The organism is Streptomyces sp. NPDC058092 (genome assembly GCF_042884935.1).
In the GTDB taxonomy this organism is placed as follows: Bacteria; Actinomycetota; Actinomycetes; order Streptomycetales; family Streptomycetaceae; genus Streptomyces.
In genome coordinates, this window is record NZ_JBHVSY010000006.1 from 288,290 (window position 1) to 306,375 (window position 18,086).

The following is an 18,086-nucleotide window of genomic DNA, read 5'->3' on the forward strand; positions in this document are numbered from 1 at the left end:
TCACGCGCAGCGAAGTCGAGTTGAGACGAATTCGACCGCTTGTTCCCGAGTGTCCTGCAAGCGCGTTTACCTCCCGAATCAACCGCCAGAGGTTTTAGATGGTTCGTGTTGAATCACCGCCGATCGAACGAGAAACCCCCGTCGTCCGCGCCATGTTGCTGCCCGTGCTTCTGATGGGCGGCGCAACCGCCGCCGCCGTGGCGCTGGTTTCCGTGGCCGCGCGGATACCAGTCGTCTGGTGCGGCGCGCTCGCTACCGTCGTGGTCACCGCACTCACCGTTCGACTCGCTCGCCGGGCACGCGACATGCGCGCCCAGCGCACGGTGTACGAACGGCGCTTCGCCGACCTGGAACGGCGCATCGCCACCCACGACGACGAGACCGTGCGGATCAGCAAGGAGCTCCTGCCGGCCGCCATCCACCGGCTGCGGGTGGGCAATTCACCCGAAGAGGTGCTCCGGGACGTCGTCGACGCGGACGAGACGTACCGCGACCTCCCCGATGCCCAACGCACCCTCGTCTACACGGTGCTGAACATCATCGACAACGAAGAGGCGATGCGCGACTCCGCGCAGCGCGCCTTCGTCAACGTCGCGCGGCGCGTCCAGGCGATCGTCCACCGCCAGGCGAGTGAACTGCGGGAGATGGAGGAGCACCACGGACGCAACCCCGACGTCTTCGACGACCTGCTCCGCATCGACCACGGCACCGCGCTGATCGGCCGTCTCGCCGACTCCATCGCGGTACTCGGCGGCGCCCGCCCCAGCCGCCAGTGGCCCAAGCCCGTACCGCTGTTCAGCGTGCTGCGCGGCGCCATGTCGCGGATCCTGGAGTACCCGCGGATCGATCTGCACTCGATCGCCAAGGTCGCCATCATCGGCACGGCTGTCGAGCCGCTCATCCACGCCTGTGCCGAACTCCTCGACAACGCCACGCGCTACTCGCCGCCGCAGACCCGGGTGCACGTCACCGCCGTCGAGGTGCAGACCGGTATCGCCATCGAGATCGAGGACGGCGGCGTCTCGCTCAGCGAGGAGGCCCGGTCACGGGCCGAGAACATGCTCGCCCGGGCCCAGGCCGGCTCCAACATGAACGACCTCGGCGAGTCCCCGCGGCTCGGCATGGCCGTCGTCGGACGGCTCGCGCGGATGTACGACCTCCAGGTCTCGCTGCGGCAGTCCGCGTACGGCGGTGTACGCGCCGTACTCATCGTGCCCCGCGCGATGATCACCACCGGCCCCGCTCCCGGTATCGCCCACGGCATCGGCGCCACGTCGAGGCCCACCAGCGACATCGACCAGGAGGCGATGAAGCACGTCGTGCCGCCCCGCCGCAAGCCCCGCCCGGTGGCCCAGCGCCCCGCCACCGGACCCGTCGCACCTGCCGCACCCGTCACCCGGCCGGTGCTCCCCCCGGCCGTCATGGAGGACGACGTCCCCGTGGTGACCGAGTGGACCGCCGGAGGGCTCCCGCAACGCCGCAGCCGCGGCCGCGCCCCCCTGGGCTCGCACAACCTCCCCGCACAGCCCGTCGACCCCACCGCAGGACAGCGCAACGGCCACGCCAACGGCCACGGCCAGGGAAGCGACAGCGGCAGGGAACAGCCCCCCGGACTCTGGCTGGAGGCCTTCACCAACGCCGTCAACGGTGTGCCGCAGGACCCGAAGACCGACGAAGACTCTGACGATGCCTGCGACAAGGGAGACCTGAAGTGATCCAGCAGCGGGGAAACATGGACTGGATGCTCAAGGAACTGGCCGACGACGTACCGGACATCCACCAGATCGTGGTGCTCTCCGCCGACGGCCTGCGCATCGCCCGGCACGGCGGCGATCCCGATGTCGCCGACCGCCTCGCGGCGGCCTGCGCCGGACTGCAGAGCCTGGCCGCCGCCGTCGCCTCCGAAATCCCGTACAGCGACGGCCTGATGCGCCTGGTCGTCATCGAAGTCACCGGTGGTTTCTTCTACTTGATGGCCGCCGGAACGGGCGCCTACCTCGCCGTCCTCGCCGGTGAGACGGTCGACGCGGGGCTCGTCGGATCACGGATGCGCGACATGGTCGTCAGGATCGGCGCCCACCTGACGAGCCCGCCGCGCCATGACGGGCAGGCCGGATGAATTCTCCCCGACGAGAACGCCGAAAGGCCGATCCGGCACTGAGCGATCCGGAACGGCTGTACGTGATCACCGGCGATCCCGACGGCAGCGAGCGGGCGTCGCTCGACCTGGTCACGATGGTCGTCGCGAAGGCCCGGCCGACGCCGACGGTCCAGCCCGAGCAGGCCGTGATCCTGCGGCTCTGTCAGGCGCCATTATCCGTTGCCGAGATCTCGGCGTACCTCGGTCTGCCCTTCAGCGTGGTGACATCGCTCCTCACGGAACTCCTCGCGGCCGACCTCATCGAATCGCGCGCGCCCATCGTCCGTGCCACTCTCCCGGACAGGTCCCTTCTCGAAGCGGTGATGCATGGACTTCAGAAGCTCTGACACGGTCACCGGCCCCCGGCGCGAGGACGTCCTTCCCACCACGGCGACCGCCGCGGTGAAGGTCGTGATCGTCGGCGGGTTCGGGGTCGGCAAGACGACCATGGTCGGATCGGTCAGCGAGATCCGGCCGCTGACCACCGAAGAGACCATGACCCAGGCCGGAGTCGGCGTGGACGACAACTTCGGGGTGGAGAGCAAGACCGCCACCACCGTCGCCATGGACTTCGGCCGGATCTCCATCAGTGAGGAACTGATCCTCTATCTGTTCGGCACCCCGGGCCAGGAACGGTTCTGGTTCCTGTGGAACGGCCTGTTCGAAGGCGCCCTCGGCGCGGTGGTCCTCATCGACACCCGCCGCCTCGAAGTCAGCTTCGACGTCATCGGGCGGCTGGAGGAGCGCGGCGTCCCGTTCGTCGTCGCCGTCAACACCTTCCCCGACGCGCCGAAACACCCGGTCGAGGCGCTGCGCGGCGCCCTCGACCTTCCCGAAGAGGTTCCGGTGATCGACTGCGACGCCCGGCTGCGTGCCTCCAGCCGCGACGTACTGATGACGCTGATGCGCTATCTGCACAGTCTGGCCCTCCCGCTCGCCTGACCGCAGTACACACCCCCCGCGCTTCCCATCCGTCTGGTCCTTGGAATCCTGATCCCTGGAGCGATCGTGACAACCCCATTCCCCTACGAGCGCGGAGCGGCCCAGGGGCCGGTTCCGCCCCCCGAGTGCCCGGCCCACGGCCTCGGTATCGGCCCCGGCGGGCGACGCCGGATCTACGGCCCGGAGGCCGAGCGGGACCCCCACGGGCTGTACGACAAGCTGCGCGCCGAACACGGCAGCGTGGCCCCCGTCCTGCTGCACGGGGACGTGCCCGCCTGGCTGGTCCTCGGCCACAGCGAGAACCTGCACATGACCCGGACCCCCTCGCAGTTCTCCCGCGACTCGCGGCGGTGGCGGGCCCTGCAGGACGGCACCGTCGCCCCGGACCACCCGCTCGCCCCGATCTTCACCTGGCAGCCGATCTGTGTCTTCGCCGACGGCGCCACCCACGAGCGCCAACGCGGCGCGGTCACCGACAGCATGGGCCGCATCGACACCCGCGGGGTGCGCCGCCACGTCAACCGCCACAGCAACCGGCTCGTCAACGACTTCTGCCAGGAAGGCCGCGTCGACCTGGTCAGCCAGTTCGCCGAGCGGCTGCCGATGATGGTGATGTGCGCGATCCTCGGCATGCCCGAGGAGTACAACGACCGGATGGTCCAGGCCGCCCGTGACATGACCCGCGGCACGGCGACCGCCGTCGCGAGCAACGCCTACGTCATCGGCGCGCTGACCCGGCTCGTCCGACGCCGCCGGCGCGAACCCGCGGACGACTTCGCCACCTGGCTCGTCGAGCATCCGTCGGGGATGACCGACCAGGAGGTCAGCGAGCATCTGCGGCTGGTCCTCATCGCCTCGTACGAGGCGACCGCCAACCTGATCGCCAGCGTCCTGCGGATGGTGCTCACCGATCCCCGCTTCCGGGCCCGGCTCAGCGGCGGTCACATGACGGTGCCCGAAGCGGTGGAGCAGACGCTGTGGGACGAACCGCCGTTCACCGCGGTCTTCGGCCGCTGGGCGGTCGGCGACACCGAACTGGGCGGTCAGCAGATCAAGGCGGGCGACGCCCTGATCGTCGGCATCGCACCGGCCAACTCCGATCCCGTCGTACGGCCCGATCTCAACGCCGACATGGAAGGCAACCGCGCCCACCTCGCGTTCAGCGGCGGCCCCCATGAATGTCCCGGGCAGGACATCGGACGCGCCATCGCCGACGTCGGCGTCGACGCCCTGCTGATGCGCCTCCCCGATCTCGAACTCGCCGTCGACGAGAGCGAGCTGAGCTGGATCGGGAACTTCATGGGCCGGCATCTGGTGGAGCTTCCGGCGGACTTCGCCGCGCGTCCGCCGCAGGACGACAAGGAACCGCCGTCCATGGGGAGGCCGAACCCGCAGCGCCAGGACCGGGAGGTCCGGTCGACGGTCCGGCACACCGCCCCCACACCCGGCCGCACCCCCGCTCCGGCCACTGCCCCGGCCGCCGCGGGCACAGGGGCGGGTACGACACCTGCGGCGACGGCTGCCGACGAGCCCGGAGTCGCCCCTGCCGGGGAGTCCGCCGGACAGTCCGCCGCCGGGCGGATTCCGCAGCAGCGGGGCGAGACCGCACCGGCGCGGCTGTGGCGCGCCGTTTCGCGCTGGTGGAGCGGCGACTGACCCCCGATCCGTCCGCGGCGACGCAGACGAGACCGATGACCGGCCCGGTGGCCGTGGACCCGTGGGTTTCCGGCCACCGGGCCGGGCGCCATGCGCGCCGGGTGAGAGCCGCCGTCCGGAGTCGCTCGGGCCCCGTCCGGGCCCGGCCCCGTACGATGCGGAAGCGTGAAGCTGACAATTCTGGGCGGCGGCGGATTCCGGGTTCCACTCGTGTACGGGGCGCTGCTCGCCGATCACGCCGAGGGCCGCGTCACCGCGGTCACCCTCTACGACACCGACGCCGACCGGCTCACCGCCGTGGCCCGGGTGCTCGCCGACCAGGCCGCGACCGTCCCGGACGCCCCCGTCGTCAACGCCACCACCGAGCTCGATGAGGCACTGCGCGGCGCCGACTTCGTCTTCTCGGCGATCCGCGTCGGCGGCCTCGAAGGCCGGGCGGCCGACGAACGGGTCGCCCTCGACGAAGGCGTACTCGGCCAGGAGACGGTCGGCGCGGGCGGCATCGCGTACGGGCTGCGCACCGTGCCCGTCGCCGCCGACCTCGCGCAGCGCGTCGCGCGGCTCGCCCCGAACGCCTGGGTCATCAACTTCACCAACCCGGCGGGCCTGGTCACCGAGGCCATGTCCCGGCACCTGGGCGACCGGGTCATCGGCATCTGCGACTCCCCGGTGGGCCTCGGCCGCCGGATCGCCCGGGTGCTCGGCGCCGACCCCGACCGGGCCCGGATCGACTACGTCGGCCTCAACCATCTGGGCTGGGTCCGCTCACTGCGTGTCGACGGCCGCGACGAACTCCCGCGCCTGCTGGCGGACCCGGAACTGCTCGGCTCCTTCGAGGAGGGCCGGCTCTTCGGCGTCGACTGGCTGCGGTCGCTGGGTGCCATCCCCAACGAGTATCTGCACTACTACTACTTCAACCGGGAGGCCGTGCGCGCCTACCAGGACGCCGAGCAGACCCGTGGCGCCTTCCTCCGCGAGCAGCAGGAGGGCTTCTACGCCCGGATGAAGGACCCGGCCGTCCCCGCGCTGCAGGCCTGGGACCGCACCCGCGCCGAACGCGAAGCCACCTACATGTCGGAGAACCGGGAGGTCGCCGGGGTCGGTGAGCGGGACGAGAGCGATCTGGAGTCCGGCGGCTACGAGAAGGTGGCGCTCGCCCTCATGCGGGCCGTCGCCCGCAACGAACGGACCTCGCTGATCCTCAACGTCCGCAACCGCACGACGCTTTCCGTGCTCGACGCGGACGCCGTCATCGAGGTGCCGTGCCTCGTCGACGCGAACGGCGCCCATCCCGTGGCCGTCGACCCGCTTCCGTACCATGCCGTCGGTCTGGTCACCGCGGTCAAGGCGGTCGAACGCGCGGTGCTGGACGCGGCGGAGAGCGGCTCACGGGCCGCCGCCGTGAAGGCCTTCGCGCTGCACCCGCTGGTCGACTCGGTGACGGTGGCCGGCCGTCTCCTCGACGGGTACCTGAAGGTCCATCCCGGACTGGCCTATCTGAACCGGCCTTGACTGGCTGACTTTCCGTGAGTGAGTGAGTGGGTGAGTGAGCGAGTGAGTGGAGGGGCGGGGCTTCGTCAACGACCCGGTACTGAAGCTCCCGGGTTTGCTGCTCGGGTCATCGATGGCTTCGATGGGTCCGGCTGCGTCCAGCTCTCACGCGATCAGTTTGAGAGCAGGGGCCGTTGACTCGGCCCCGCGGACCCACACGTACCACCCTCTGTGGGCGATGTTGTGGGACGAGTTGTGGTCCGCGTGCTCAACGAAGCCGCAGGACCGGCAGGCGAACACGGCCTGGGAGGGCCGGTTGCTGACTGGTGTAGGCCGGATCGACATACACCACCGGCACCCCGGCCCGCACGGCCTTGTAGCCGATGAACGTGCCGAGCTGGGCGAACGGCCAGGAGTGGAGCGTGGTGCGTTGAGGCTTCCTCAGCCGGACCCGCTCGCGAATGCCCGTGAGTGTCTCCAGGGCGATTCCGCGACCGGTGCGTGCAGCCTCCGCCACGATCCGCTTCGCAATTTTGTGGTTGATGTCCTTATTGCGGCGGGCTTCCCTTCCGGCGTACTTCTTCGCCCGCCGCTTCGCGGACTTCGTACCCTTCTTCTGCAACTTGGAGCGCAGCTTCCGGCCGTGGGCCCGCCTACGATTGATCCGGCGCCCGGAGTACCTGGCACCGTCACTCGTGGCGGCAATGTTTACGATCCCGAGATCCACACCGATAAACGCGGCCGGGTGTGCGTTTGGTTCGGCCTCGGGGATCTCGCAGGTCGCGAGCAGATACCACTGCCCGCCCTCACACATCAGATCGGACTCACCCTGCCGGTACCGGGCCAGGACCTCCAACTGCTGCGCCTGTCCGGTGAAGGCCACGTTCTTCATGCGCCCGCCGATGGTCCAGATCGACACCGTACGCCGCTCCTGCTGCCAGGACAGCATCCGGTCGTCATACGGCTGCGCCGCCCCGGACCGGAAGACGACCGGCTTGCCCGAAGCCCGGGTATGACGCCTCGAACCGGGCCTGCCGCAACGGCCGTTACGAAGGTTCACGGCCAGGGTGGTGTAAGCGTCGCAGGTCTTCTTGATCGCGTGCTGCGCGGCCTGCGCCCCAAGACCCCACCTGGACTTGATCTCCCGGTACGTCAGTCTGCGCAGGGGTAGGTTCTTACGCACACCTTCGTCGAACGCCACCTGCGCGGCCCACGTCGCAGCCTCATTGCACGCGGTCAGGGTCGCCTCAAGCACCGACGCCTGCACAGGCGTCGGCAGCAACTTGACCCGCACCACCAACTTCACAACCACGGACCCTAGTGCGCCAATCGCACAAACCAGCCGGGCTCGCACACTTTCCGCCTGAACCAGCGATCCATCGCTCACGTGTTCGCTTCCGGCGCCCACCGCCTCGCCCGACTCCGCCGAGCGGCTATGCGGGCACTAGCTGTTCTGTCCACGGAGGTTAGTGACGGATTCCACGGTTGGGTGATCTTGAACGAGTGAGGGCCTTCCGGGTTCGGTGTGGATTGCGACATCTCCACCGACCAGCAGAAGGCCCTCATGCCCCACCGTAATGCACCCCTGACCGAGACCGGCCGCCTGCGTCTGGCCCGCTGCGTCGTGGAAGACGGCTGGACCCTTCGCCGGGCCGCCGAACGCTTCCAGGTCTCGCCCACGACGGCCCAGCGATGGGCAGGCCGCTACCGCGAGCTGGGCGAGGCAGGCATGACCGACCGGTCCTCGCGCCCGCATCACAGCCCGCGACGGACCCCGACCCGTACCGAGCGGCGGATCATCAAGGTCCGCGTCCTGCGCCGGTGGGGGCCGGCCCGTATCGCCTACCTCCTGGGGCTGAACCCCGCGACCGTCCATCGGGTCCTGACCCGCTACGGCCTGGCCCGCCTGACCCATCTGGACCGTGCCACCGGCCGCGTCATACGCCGCTACGAACGTGAGCGCCCCGGCGAACTGGTGCACGTCGACATCAAGAAGCTCGGCAACATCCCCGACGGCGGAGGCCACAAGACCCTCGGGCGTCAGGCCGGCCGCAAGACCCGCTCCGGCGTCGGCTACAGCTACCTACACAACGCCGTCGACGACCACTCCCGCCTCGCCTACAGCGAGATCCTCTCCGACGAGAAGAAGGAAACCGCCGTCGGATTCTGGCAGCGCGCCCACGCGTTCTTCGCGCAGGCCGGAATCACCGTCGAACGGGTCCTGACTGACAACGGCGCCTGCTACAAATCCCATCTCTGGCGCAACTCCCTTGCCGGACAGGGGATTTCGCACAAGCGGACCCGTCCCTACCGGCCCCAGACCAATGGGAAGGTGGAGAGGTTCAACCGCACCCTCCTCGACGAATGGGCCTACGCCAAGCCCTACCGAAGCGAGGCCGAGCGACGCGACGCCTACCCCGCATGGCTGCACACCTACAATCACCACCGCGGACACACCGCGCTCAAGGGCCAACCACCCGCCAGCCGCGTCCCCAACCTCACGGGTCAGTGCAACTAGCGCCCGGTAGTGCGGCGCTCCGCGCCACCCACCAAGGACGCGATTTCCCCCGGGACTGAAGCCCCGGGTTCCTCGCGAGAATCCGCTGAACGAACCCCGCCCCCCTCTCTCTCCCTGACGCGGCCGGGAGCGGACCGGCCGCGTCAGGGAGCGGACACCGCACGGGCGCCACCGGACGGTGCCCACGACGGTGTCACGCCAGTGACCTGACAGACCATCAGGAAGAGCGGGATCGGCGGCGTGTACGGCGTGCGGTTGTCGGGCTGGTGGATCAGCCGGGGCCGTACCGCCGGAACGAACGCACCCTTCGCGTAGGCGGCCTGCCGGGGCCAGTCCAGATCGAGGTCGGAACCCGCGGGCACGATCCACCACCAGCGATCGGCGTCCGCGAACACGCAGCCGGTGCGCGGCAGATGAGACATCAGCCGGAAGCCGTAGCGCGCCGGAACCCCCACCGCGTCGCAGCCCAGGCTCGCCGACAGCGCGGGCGGCAGCGGCAACTGCACCGTGCCCGTGTCGGCGGCGCGCCGGGGCTCGTGGGAGCGCCGCGCCCCGAGGAGATGAGACATCGCGTTCTTCAGCATGACTGCTCCGTGCCGTGCGGTAGTTCTGCCCAGACGATGCGTCCCGAGCCGTTGCCCGCGCCATGGGAACCCCAGGAACTGCTCAACGCGTCGACGAGCAGCAGGCCGCGTCCGTGCTCGTCATCGGCGGTGCGGCACAGCTGTGGCCCGCCGGGCTGGTGTCCTTGGTCCTGTACGGCTATCCGCAGCCGTCCGTCCAGGCAGCGCAGCTCGCACACGACGCGCGCGCTCATCGTGTGCACCACCGCGTTGGTGAACAGCTCCGAGACGATCAGGACCGCCGCCTCGTGCGCGTCCTCGTCCAGCCGCCACTCGTCGAGTCTGGCCCGCGTCAGGCGCCGTGCACCGGCCACCGACTCCGGGTGCGCAGGCAGCGCGAAGCAGTGCCGGAGCGCCTCCGTGCCGGGACTGAGGTCCATGAGCCGGGGGATGAGCGCACTGCCAGGTGCCACAACCGATTCCTCACAGTGGGGGCTGGGTCACGCTCCGCCATCCCATGTGAACAGGGGCGGACGTGACTGCGTGAACTGGTTCACTCACCAACTCTCCCCCTGTCGAGAACACTTGGCAAGGGGCACTCTGAAAATTTCAGAGTGGCTGTGTCGTGGATGGCCCGCGCATGGCACACTGCTGCCAAACAGCGCATCGGGAGGTCTGAAGTGAGCGAACCGCGGTCCGCCCCGACCGTGGGTCAGGTCGTTCTCGGCAAGCGCCTGCAGGATCTGCGGGAGCGCGTCGGCCTGAGCCGTGACCAGGCTGCCAAGGTGCTGCGGGTCGCACCTGCGACGATACGCAGGATGGAGACCGCCGAGGTCGCTCTCAAGATCCCCTATGTTCAGCTGCTGCTGAAGGCGTACGGGATCGCCGACGACGAGGCCGACGCCTTCGTGGAGCTCGCCGAGGAGGCCAATAAACCCGGCTGGTGGCAGCGCTACCACGATGTGCTGCCCGACTGGTTCAGCATGTACGTCAGCCTGGAGGGCGCCGCGAGCCTCCTGCGCATGTACGAGCCGCACTTCGTCCCCGGGCTGCTGCAGACCGAGGACTACGCGCGCTCGGTGATGCGCACCGGAGCCGTCGGCCAGACCAGACCCGAGGACATCGAACGCCACGTGGCGCTGCGGATGCAGCGTCAGTCCCTGCTGGCCGGGCCGGACGCCCCGAAGCTGTGGGTGGTGATGGACGAGACGGTGCTGCGCCGTCCCGTCGGCAGCGCCGACGCCATGCGCCGGCAGATCGACCGGCTGCTCGAAGCGACCGAGATGCCCCATGTGACGCTGCAGATCGCGGAATTCTCCACCGGCCACCACCCCGGCACCTACGGCCCCTTCGTCCTCTTCCGTTTCGGCGTCCCCGAACTCCCCGACATGGTCTACAGCGAGTACCTGACCGGAGCCGTCTACTTCGACGCGCGCCCCGAGGTGGCCTCCTACCTCGAAGTCATGGACCGCATGGCGGCTCAGGCCGCAACTGCACAACGCACGAAGGAAATCCTCCGGGACTTCCGCAAGGAGCTGTGATGGATCCCATATACAACGGCATGCCTGCCGCCGAACTCGGCTCCGAGGGCTGGTACAAGCCGTGGAGCGGTGGGAACGGAGGCAATTGCGTCGAAGCCATGAAGCTGTCCGACGGCAGGGTCGCCGTACGTCAGTCCGCCGATCCCGACGGGCCCGCCCTGATCTACTCCCCCCGTGAGATCGCCGCCTTCATCCAGGGCGCCAAGTCCGGCCAGGCGGACTTCCTTCTGACCTGAACCAACTGCCCTCTCGGCCGAATCAGCGGCCCTTTGACCCGAATCGACGGCCTTCATGCCCAATCCGCAGCGCCGGAGCCCGTCCCGACCCGCAGTCTTGTTGTTCGCCGGCCTATGAACCCATGGAGCGCGCTATGACCGGGCAAGACCCTCAAGCCATCGAGATCGACACCAGCAAGCCGCATCCCGCCCGGATGTACGACTGGTTCCTCGGCGGCAAGGACAACTACCCGGTCGACGAACAGATGGCCCGGCAACTGCTGGCCCTCGACACCAGGGGACGCGACATGGCCCGGGTCAACCGGGCCTTCATGCACCGGGCCACCCGGTGGCTGGCCGAGAACGGCATCCGCCAGTTCCTCGACATCGGCACCGGCATACCCACCGAGCCGAACCTCCACCAGATCGCCCAGCGGACCGCCCCGGATTCCCGCATCGTCTACTGCGACAACGACCCGATCGTCCTCGCCCACGCCGCGGCCCTGCTGCGCTCCACCCCGCAGGGCGCCACCGAGTACATCCAGGCCGACGCCCGCAAGCCGGAAGTCATCCTGGAACAAGCCGGCCGGGTCCTCGACTTCGACAAGCCGATCGCGCTGTCGCTGCTGGCCCTGCTGCACTTCGTGGACGACGAGGACGGCGCGGCCGAACTCGTCGACCGCCTGGTCGAGCGGCTCTCCTCCGGCAGCTATCTGGTGCTCTCGCACACCACGGGGGACTTCGACCCGGAGAGCGCAGCGAAGGCGTCCGCCCTGTACAAGGCCCGCGGGATGACGCTGCGCCTCCGTTCCCAAGCCGAATTCACCACGTTCTTCGACGGACTCGAACTCGTCGAGCCGGGCGTCTCGCTCTCCGCGGACTGGCACCCGGAACTCGGCGAGCGCGTGGACGTCGCCGGCGACGAGCCGATCCCGGGCTACGCGGGCGTGGCCCGCAAGGCCTGACCGCCCGGCCACGCCCGTCACTGACGGCTGACCGACCGGGTGATGCCCGCGGTGACCGTCGTGGCGAGCAGTCACCCGGCGCGTGGCCAGGCCGCCGGATCGGCATGGATGAGACCGATCTGCGCGTGGCGCGGATTCACCCTTCCCTCGATCGGGGCGGCCTCCCGGAGCCACAGCTCGCCCACCGTGCAGCTGCTGGCACGGACGGCGACACCGCCGGGGTTCGACAGCCGCGCGTACGCGAGGTTGAACTGCCCCGGTATCCGGCTGCCGCGGACATCGGTCCGCCCCTCGACCCGGATCCGCATGGCCTGGACGTCGGAGCCGCCCGCGCCGCAGTCAGCCCGGCCACCCTGCACCGCCGCTTCCGCGCCCAGCTCGGCACGACCCCGCTCGGCCGGCTGGCCGAACGCCGGATCACCCTCGCCCGCCGGCTGCTGGAGCGCGGCGAGGAACGCCTCGACGTGGTCGCCCGCGCCGGCGGACCGGGTACGGCGACGAATCTGCGGACCCAGCTCGGCCGCCGCACCGGACCGACCCCCAGCCAGTACCGGCGCCGCTTCACCCCGCCCGGCTGAGCCGCCCGGACCGCGGGTGACAATGGGCGTATGTCACGACGCACCACACGACCGAGGCGCTCAGCCACCGCCGGAGCGCGGCCTTCCGCGATCACCGCGGAATCGCCGTGCCCGTGCGGCCTGCCCGCCGCCTACGCGGGCTGCTGCGGCCGCCTGCACGCCGGGACCCTCGCCGCGCCGACCTGCGAGGCGCTGATGCGCTCCCGGTACGCCGCGTTCGTCGTCCGGAACGAGGCGTATCTGCTCCGTACCTGGCACCCCGACACCCGGCCGCCCGCCGTCGACTTCGATCCCGGGACGCGGTGGGTGCGCCTGGAGATCCTGGAGACGACGGACGGCAGCGCGTTCCACGCCACGGGCACGGTCACCTTCCGCGCGCACTACACGGAGAACGGGCGGCCCGAATCGCTCCACGAGAAGAGCCGCTTCGTCCGGTACGAGGGCGCCTGGGTGTACGCGACCGCGGTCTTCGCCGACTGACCGGGCCGCGCGATGGCGCCCGTTTCGCACGGCGGCCCCCACCCGCGACTTCTCCGGCGAGAGCTCCTGCGCCAGGTCCTCCGCCGGCAGCCGCTTGGCGATCTGGTCCGAGACGAACGTCGGCAGCGCGGTGCCGACGATCGTCTGGTCCAGGGCGGCCGGCAGAATCCCCGGCACGATCGTCGCGAAGACGATGTTCCGGCGGCGCGGATCGAGCACGGGCGGCGCGGCGGCACTCTGCGCGGCGGGGGCGGTCTCGCCGGCAGCAGTCACGCTTGCACGCTCACACCGGCCCCCCGCTGCCGCATGTGGGGGACCGCCGGACGGGGCGTCAGGCCAGCAGATCCCGTACGGACGCCTTCATGCGGGTCACGAACGCCTCCCGTACCGGCTCCGCCACCCGGTCCAGCGAGAGATACGGATTGAGGTCCTCCAGCTCCACGAGCAGCAGTTCGCCCTGAACGGTCCGGCACGCGTCGACCCGTTGGATGCCGTGGTCGAGGCTGTTCCATTCCACGAACTTCCGGGCGAACTCCAGATCCGCCGCGCTCGGCGCATACGGCTCCAGCACCCACCGCTCGTCCGGGTGCGGTGCGTACAGCGCGTACTGGAAATCGCGGTCGATGAAGTAGAAGGACACCTCGTGGCGGAAGTCGATCCGGGGCTGGACGAGCAGCGTGCCGTCGGCGCCCTCCGGCAGCGCGGCCTCCCGTACGAACCGCAGTCCGACCGAGTCCGCCCCCAGCTTCGGCTTGACCACATACTCCGGGGCCCCGGGCAGCAGCCCCAGGTCCGCGGCCCGGTCCACCGTGGGGATCACCGGAAATCCGGCCCGGCTCAGATCGACCAGATACTGCTTGCCCGCCATGTCGCCGCGGCCGTGCAGCGGGTTGTAGACCCGTGCGCCCAGCTCTCGCGCCCGCGCGCGGAAGGCGTCGTACGCCTCCTGGTAGTGCAGCACCGGACCGCTGTTGCGTACGACGACCGCGTCGAACCCGTCGAGCAGCGCGGCGGCGTCCCGGGGGTGACAGAGCGCGACATCGAATTCCTCGCGCAGTCGCGACGTCAGATGGATGTCCTCGTCGCAGTAGCGGCGCCCGCGTGCCTCGTAGGCGAGGTCGGTGACGTAGAGGACGGACGGGCGCGGGCCGACGGGCATGGTGTTCCCCCAGAGGGTGTGTAGGTGGACGGCTGTTCAATGACCTTGACGGCGTCGCCCGTTCACGACCCTGGAGCGTCATGACGTCTGCCCCGCACGAGTCGGCCGCATCGCAAGCGTCGCCACTGCCCGACATTCTCTCGCCCGCCTTCGCGGCCGATCCCTACGGGGCGTACCGGATCACGCGCGAGAGCGCCCCGCTGATCCGGCACGAGGCCACGAACAGTCCGGAGTCACCAGGAACTGCCGGGGCGCACCGCCAGCCGGGGGTGGTGGGCAGAGAGGACCTTGTTGGCGCGCGCCAACTCGGAGAGCGCCTGCTCGCGGTCGGCCTGGTCCTCGATGCCGAGCCGGGGGCCGCGGAAGCTGCGGACCTCGCGCGCGGCGCACTCGGCGTCGAACTCCGCCTGCAGGATGTGCGGCGGGATGCAGGACCCGATCAGCGCGGCGACCCGGTCGGGGATCGGCACGGGGACGAGGAGGTGGGAGGCGGTCATGAGGGGTTCCCTCTCGGATGGTTGGCCAGGAGGTGGACGTCGGTACGGCCGCCGGGTGGGCGGCCGACGCCTCCATGTGTACGGGACGCAGTTCCGGGTTTCTCGTTGAGAACGTCTCCGTGTGGCAACCGTTTGGGAGTGACCGGGTATTTCCCCTTACCCGTAGGTAAGTTGACCCATCGTGACGTACGTGCTGCAGCTAGAGCGACGCGTCGGTGCCGCGCTCTCGCAGCTGGAGTGCCCGTAGTACGGCCTCGGTCGAGAACCGGCTTTCGGGATCGACCAGTTGTTCACCGAAGATGGTCTCCAGATTGCGCATCCGGTAGCGGACGGTCTGAGGATGCACATCGAGCAGCTCTCCCATGTGGGCCGCGGTCCCTCTGGTTTCGAGCCAGACGTGGAGTGTTTCGATCAGCCGCTCGCGCCGACTGGTGCTGATCCCCGCGATCGGAGCCAGCTCGCGCCGTGCGAGTTGATCGAGGAGGGCCGGGTCGGAGAGGAGCCACAGCGTGATGAGGTGGTCCTCGCACACAACGAGCGGCGCGTCCGTGATGATCCCGGCGTCGATGAGTTCGAGGACCCTGCGCGCCCAGCGGATCGAGTCCGAGGCGAGCGCTGTGGGGACGGTCAGCCCGATGGCGGCCCGGGTGCCGAGGAGAGTGCGTTGGAGCATCTGTCTTCGCACGTCGTCCAGCGGCCCCGGAATGAGTAAGTGGGGCTGGGGATCGCTGAGATCGACCAGGACATCGCGGTCCAGGCCGGCCCGGTCCAGGCCGGCCGGGGCTCGGGCGGCGACCAGGGTCACCTCCTCCGGCAGCGCCCAGCCGGTCTGCTCGCAGAGCTCGGCGATGGCGCTGCGGGGCACCGGCCGCCCGGTGAGAACCAGATGCAGCAGACGTCGGCGCATGGCCTCGCTCTGCTCGCCGGACTGCGACTGCACCTCGAGGAAACCCTCACGTGACAGTGATTCCAGCTCGTCGATGTACGCGAACAGCGCGTCGGCGAAGCTGAGCATCAGGGTGGGCGAGAAGCTGTAGCTCCGGCCGACCTTCTTGGCCCGGCGCAGCGCCACCCGGGCGCCGAGCCGATAGGCGCCCTGCAGGGTTTCCATGGTGCGGCCCTCATAGGCCTCGAACCGTCCGAAACGACGGCACATGTCGTCGCGAAGCGTGGTGGAGGTGGACGGCTCGGCGACCAGATCGACGAACGACGCGAGGCTTTGTTCCACGCCGACGCGAATGGCCTGACCGTTCGGTCCGTTGAGCAGACGCGCGTATTCCGGATAGGCCCGGGTGACCTCGACGCCGATTTCCTTGATCAGGCTCGGCAGTTCGGGCCGCATGATTGCGGCGAATTCCTGCGGGAGCGGGCCCAGTGGGTCTCCGGTGTCCGACGGCTGTATAAGTCCTGGCATGACTGTCCCCTTGCTCTCCGGCGCCCGGTGGGGGTGAGGCGGTGGGGGGAAAGCGCTCCCATCAACCGGCAGGTGCGTACCAAGTTCGCGATGAAGATAGACCAAGTGAGCTGCGCTGCCCACCACTTGAGCAAGATCGAAGTGTAGGGGGCATACATCTCGGCCGCATTGTGGACTTCGGCGCAGGTGGGCGGCAGTGCTCACTTTCGGACAATGTATTTCGGCCGCTTGTTCCTCGACGACAAAATGCCGGCACCAGTGGGCGTGGGGCGGCGTGCGGCAGGAGTGGCGGCCGACGGCGTCCGCCGTGTTCACGCCGTCCTGGGTCGGCCTCCCCGGTTGCGCGGTCGCGCCCGCGCGACGACCGCACGCAGCCGGCCCGCCGGCCTGGGCCGCGAGCACGTCCTCCGCGCCTCTGAATGCGCATCCGTTGACAAGCCCTCGGCGTCCGTATGCTCATTTCCGGATCAAAAACCGGGTATCGCAAAAGATCTTAACCGGCAGGATTGTGTCGCCGTGTTTCTCGCAAGTAACATCACGGCTCGGCCAATTGAGGCATGCAATTCGCCGGTAAATCACTGCTCGGTCTTCCGGCTCCGGATCCACCCGCGACGTACTACTGAAACCGGGCCGTCAGCGTTCAACTGACGCAGCTGTGCCCCGGAAAGTCCCGCACGCAACGCACGCAACGCACGCAGTCACTCTTGGCGCCGATGCCGCCTGCGTTGAAACCGGCCAACTCCATGTACGACGCCGCCCAGCGGGGCGGCAGTCAAGAGGGGACGACATGAGAATCGCTTCGACCGGAGCGCGCGTGGGGCTGCTGGCAGCCTGTACCGCGTTCGTCGCCGTACTCTCCACCGGAACAGCCACCGCGGCCACTCAACTGAACGGGCACTGGGCGCCGTTCAACCGGTGCCCGGTGGATGCGCCCGCCATGCTGGCGGCCGACGGCGTGACGAACATCGCGACCTGCATCTCCTCGCATTCGGCCGGCGGGTCGATCAAACTCGGCAATACGCAGGTGCAGACCGGCAACACCGACCTCCAACTCGGAGTGATCCAGCACAGCGACGGCACCACGTCGCTGATCGCTCCCTCGGAGGGTGCGCTCGTCGCCGACTCCGCGGATCTGCCAGGTGGTCTGCTCGGCCTCATGTGCCCGAGCGGAATCCCCGTCGTCTCGGGAATCTGCAACCAGATCACCAACAGCACTCTCAACAAGGTGACCGCTACGATCGAGCCGGCCGGTGCCCCGAGGGACTTCAATATGGCCGCGAGCTTCGGCACCGGCCAGCCGATCCTGTCGATTCCGGTCCGTATTCATCTGCGGAACCCGTTCCTCGGCGACAAGTGCTACATCGGGACCACCTCGAACCCGATCGTGCTGAAGCCGCAGAACGCGACGGTCCCCTCCCTCTCGCTCCAGCAGTTCGCCGGCGACGGGACGCCGAGTGACACCGGTGAGATGGGGCGTTACGTCTTCGGCGGCGCCGACCAGGGTGACTCCGGCTACGCGGTGCCGGGTGCCAGCGGTTGTGGCGCCGGCCTGCTGGACTGGGCGGTCAACCTGAAGACCGGCCTGCCTTCGGCGGCGGGCAAGAACAACGTCGTGCTGAACGACACCGCGACGTACTTCGCGAGCCCCTACGACCCGGCGGGCCTGGCCCCGGACGAGGGCAAGGCGCTCTCGCGGTACTGGCACTCGGCGGCGCGGTAGAGCCCGGTTTTCCGCACCCACGGCAGGCGCCGCGCCACCAGAATGCAGAGCGAAAGAAAGGAAGGGTCGTATCTCTTCTCAACTCCGAATTGGTGGAGTAACGTACCGCCCGGTAGTCGGGAAGACACCGCATCAATCAATAGCATCGCCCGAATCCGAACAAGGCGTTCCGGCGGAATATCAACTCCGCCGAGACAAGTCGCACCC

At 69.3% G+C, this 18,086-nt stretch carries 17 protein-coding genes and 2 pseudogenes; 13 read left to right on the forward strand and 6 right to left on the reverse strand.

Features of this window, described 5'->3' with window-relative positions; translation table 11 throughout:
* Nucleotides 1–98: 98 nt before the first annotated feature.
* The 6 genes from ACFVV1_RS13070 (at nucleotide 99) to ACFVV1_RS13095 (ending at nucleotide 6,250) form a co-directional block, all read left to right on the forward strand.
* Entirely contained in the window at nucleotides 99–1,715 is a 1,617-nt protein-coding gene (locus ACFVV1_RS13070; RefSeq protein ID WP_389988910.1) for an ATP-binding protein, read from the forward strand.
* Nucleotides 1,712–2,119 carry a roadblock/LC7 domain-containing protein gene (locus tag ACFVV1_RS13075; RefSeq protein WP_093896207.1) on the forward strand — a complete coding sequence of 136 codons (408 nt, stop codon included), beginning with the start codon at nucleotides 1,712–1,714 and terminating at the stop codon, nucleotides 2,117–2,119. Before ACFVV1_RS13070 ends, ACFVV1_RS13075 begins: the two co-directional genes overlap by 4 nt.
* Nucleotides 2,116–2,487 (forward strand): DUF742 domain-containing protein, encoded by a 372-nt coding sequence (locus ACFVV1_RS13080; protein WP_389988911.1) that lies wholly within the window; start codon nucleotides 2,116–2,118, stop codon nucleotides 2,485–2,487. Before ACFVV1_RS13075 ends, ACFVV1_RS13080 begins: the two co-directional genes overlap by 4 nt.
* Entirely contained in the window at nucleotides 2,468–3,082 is a 615-nt protein-coding gene (locus ACFVV1_RS13085; RefSeq protein WP_389988913.1) for an ATP/GTP-binding protein, read from the forward strand. Before ACFVV1_RS13080 ends, ACFVV1_RS13085 begins: the two co-directional genes overlap by 20 nt.
* A 66-nt stretch (nucleotides 3,083–3,148) precedes the next feature.
* Complete coding sequence (locus ACFVV1_RS13090) at nucleotides 3,149–4,738, forward strand: cytochrome P450 (protein ID WP_389988915.1); 1,590 nt, start codon at nucleotides 3,149–3,151, stop codon at nucleotides 4,736–4,738.
* 165 nt (nucleotides 4,739–4,903) lie between these two features.
* Nucleotides 4,904–6,250, forward strand: a complete 1,347-nt coding sequence (locus ACFVV1_RS13095; RefSeq protein WP_389988917.1) for a 6-phospho-beta-glucosidase — start codon at nucleotides 4,904–4,906, stop codon at nucleotides 6,248–6,250.
* Nucleotides 6,251–6,394: 144 nt separating this feature from the next.
* Here the strand turns inward: ACFVV1_RS13095 and ACFVV1_RS13100 are convergent.
* Nucleotides 6,395–7,535, reverse strand: a pseudogene (locus tag ACFVV1_RS13100) (RNA-guided endonuclease InsQ/TnpB family protein).
* Between the two features lie 258 nt (nucleotides 7,536–7,793).
* Here ACFVV1_RS13100 and ACFVV1_RS13105 point away from each other — a divergent pair.
* Complete coding sequence (locus ACFVV1_RS13105; RefSeq protein ID WP_389988919.1) at nucleotides 7,794–8,747, forward strand: IS481 family transposase; 954 nt, start codon at nucleotides 7,794–7,796, stop codon at nucleotides 8,745–8,747.
* 143 nt (nucleotides 8,748–8,890) lie between these two features.
* Here the strand turns inward: ACFVV1_RS13105 and ACFVV1_RS13110 are convergent, their stop codons facing one another.
* Nucleotides 8,891–9,331, reverse strand: a complete 441-nt coding sequence (locus tag ACFVV1_RS13110) for a hypothetical protein (protein ID WP_389988921.1) — start codon at nucleotides 9,329–9,331, stop codon at nucleotides 8,891–8,893.
* A complete protein-coding gene (locus tag ACFVV1_RS13115; RefSeq protein ID WP_389988922.1) occupies nucleotides 9,325–9,783 on the reverse strand; it encodes an ATP-binding protein in 459 nt (152 codons plus the stop codon). The genes ACFVV1_RS13110 and ACFVV1_RS13115 overlap by 7 nt, the downstream gene beginning before the upstream one ends.
* Before the next feature lie 207 nt (nucleotides 9,784–9,990).
* On the opposite strand from ACFVV1_RS13115, the gene ACFVV1_RS13120 reads away from it, so the two are divergent.
* From ACFVV1_RS13120 to ACFVV1_RS13140, 5 genes and pseudogenes are all read left to right on the forward strand, one after another.
* Nucleotides 9,991–10,851: a helix-turn-helix domain-containing protein gene (locus ACFVV1_RS13120; protein WP_389988924.1), complete on the forward strand. Its 861-nt coding sequence runs from the start codon at nucleotides 9,991–9,993 to the stop codon at nucleotides 10,849–10,851.
* On the forward strand, nucleotides 10,851–11,087 hold the full coding sequence (locus tag ACFVV1_RS13125) for a DUF397 domain-containing protein (RefSeq protein ID WP_266750243.1): 237 nt from the start codon (nucleotides 10,851–10,853) through the stop codon (nucleotides 11,085–11,087). The genes ACFVV1_RS13120 and ACFVV1_RS13125 overlap by 1 nt, the downstream gene beginning before the upstream one ends.
* A gap of 134 nt (nucleotides 11,088–11,221) precedes the next feature.
* The gene (locus ACFVV1_RS13130; protein WP_389988926.1) at nucleotides 11,222–12,031 is read left to right on the forward strand and encodes an SAM-dependent methyltransferase; all 810 of its coding nucleotides are present in this window, start codon (nucleotides 11,222–11,224) and stop codon (nucleotides 12,029–12,031) included.
* A 323-nt stretch (nucleotides 12,032–12,354) separates the two neighbouring features.
* Nucleotides 12,355–12,609, forward strand: a pseudogene (locus ACFVV1_RS13135) (helix-turn-helix domain-containing protein); the annotation flags it as partial.
* 30 nt (nucleotides 12,610–12,639) lie between these two features.
* Complete coding sequence (locus ACFVV1_RS13140) at nucleotides 12,640–13,089, forward strand: YchJ family protein (RefSeq protein WP_389988928.1); 450 nt, start codon at nucleotides 12,640–12,642, stop codon at nucleotides 13,087–13,089.
* A gap of 331 nt (nucleotides 13,090–13,420) precedes the next feature.
* On the opposite strand, the gene ACFVV1_RS13145 is transcribed toward ACFVV1_RS13140, so the two are convergent.
* From ACFVV1_RS13145 to ACFVV1_RS13155, 3 genes are all read right to left on the reverse strand, one after another.
* The gene (locus tag ACFVV1_RS13145) at nucleotides 13,421–14,248 is read right to left on the reverse strand and encodes a hypothetical protein (protein WP_389988930.1); all 828 of its coding nucleotides are present in this window, start codon (nucleotides 14,246–14,248) and stop codon (nucleotides 13,421–13,423) included.
* A gap of 233 nt (nucleotides 14,249–14,481) precedes the next feature.
* Nucleotides 14,482–14,745 carry a hypothetical protein gene (locus ACFVV1_RS13150; protein ID WP_389988932.1) on the reverse strand — a complete coding sequence of 88 codons (264 nt, stop codon included), beginning with the start codon at nucleotides 14,743–14,745 and terminating at the stop codon, nucleotides 14,482–14,484.
* Between the two features lie 199 nt (nucleotides 14,746–14,944).
* Entirely contained in the window at nucleotides 14,945–16,159 is a 1,215-nt protein-coding gene (locus ACFVV1_RS13155; RefSeq protein ID WP_389988934.1) for a helix-turn-helix domain-containing protein, read from the reverse strand.
* A gap of 787 nt (nucleotides 16,160–16,946) precedes the next feature.
* On the opposite strand from ACFVV1_RS13155, the gene ACFVV1_RS13160 reads away from it, so the two are divergent.
* On the forward strand, nucleotides 16,947–17,879 hold the full coding sequence (locus ACFVV1_RS13160; protein ID WP_389988936.1) for a hypothetical protein: 933 nt from the start codon (nucleotides 16,947–16,949) through the stop codon (nucleotides 17,877–17,879).
* Nucleotides 17,880–18,086 lie beyond the last annotated feature (207 nt).

Coding starts and splice junctions, on each gene's coding strand:
- ACFVV1_RS13130 (WP_389988926.1), top strand. CDS start 11,222: ATGACCGGGCAAGACCCTCAAGCCATCGAGATCGACACCAGCAAGCCG.
- ACFVV1_RS13080 (WP_389988911.1), top strand. CDS start 2,116: ATGAATTCTCCCCGACGAGAACGCCGAAAGGCCGATCCGGCACTGAGC.
- ACFVV1_RS13145 (WP_389988930.1), bottom strand. CDS start 14,248: ATGCCCGTCGGCCCGCGCCCGTCCGTCCTCTACGTCACCGACCTCGCC.
- ACFVV1_RS13070 (WP_389988910.1), top strand. CDS start 99: ATGGTTCGTGTTGAATCACCGCCGATCGAACGAGAAACCCCCGTCGTC.
- ACFVV1_RS13110 (WP_389988921.1), bottom strand. CDS start 9,331: ATGCTGAAGAACGCGATGTCTCATCTCCTCGGGGCGCGGCGCTCCCAC.
- ACFVV1_RS13125 (WP_266750243.1), top strand. CDS start 10,851: ATGGATCCCATATACAACGGCATGCCTGCCGCCGAACTCGGCTCCGAG.
- ACFVV1_RS13150 (WP_389988932.1), bottom strand. CDS start 14,745: ATGACCGCCTCCCACCTCCTCGTCCCCGTGCCGATCCCCGACCGGGTC.
- ACFVV1_RS13155 (WP_389988934.1), bottom strand. CDS start 16,159: ATGCCAGGACTTATACAGCCGTCGGACACCGGAGACCCACTGGGCCCG.
- ACFVV1_RS13085 (WP_389988913.1), top strand. CDS start 2,468: ATGGACTTCAGAAGCTCTGACACGGTCACCGGCCCCCGGCGCGAGGAC.
- ACFVV1_RS13140 (WP_389988928.1), top strand. CDS start 12,640: ATGTCACGACGCACCACACGACCGAGGCGCTCAGCCACCGCCGGAGCG.
- ACFVV1_RS13160 (WP_389988936.1), top strand. CDS start 16,947: ATGAGAATCGCTTCGACCGGAGCGCGCGTGGGGCTGCTGGCAGCCTGT.
- ACFVV1_RS13105 (WP_389988919.1), top strand. CDS start 7,794: ATGCCCCACCGTAATGCACCCCTGACCGAGACCGGCCGCCTGCGTCTG.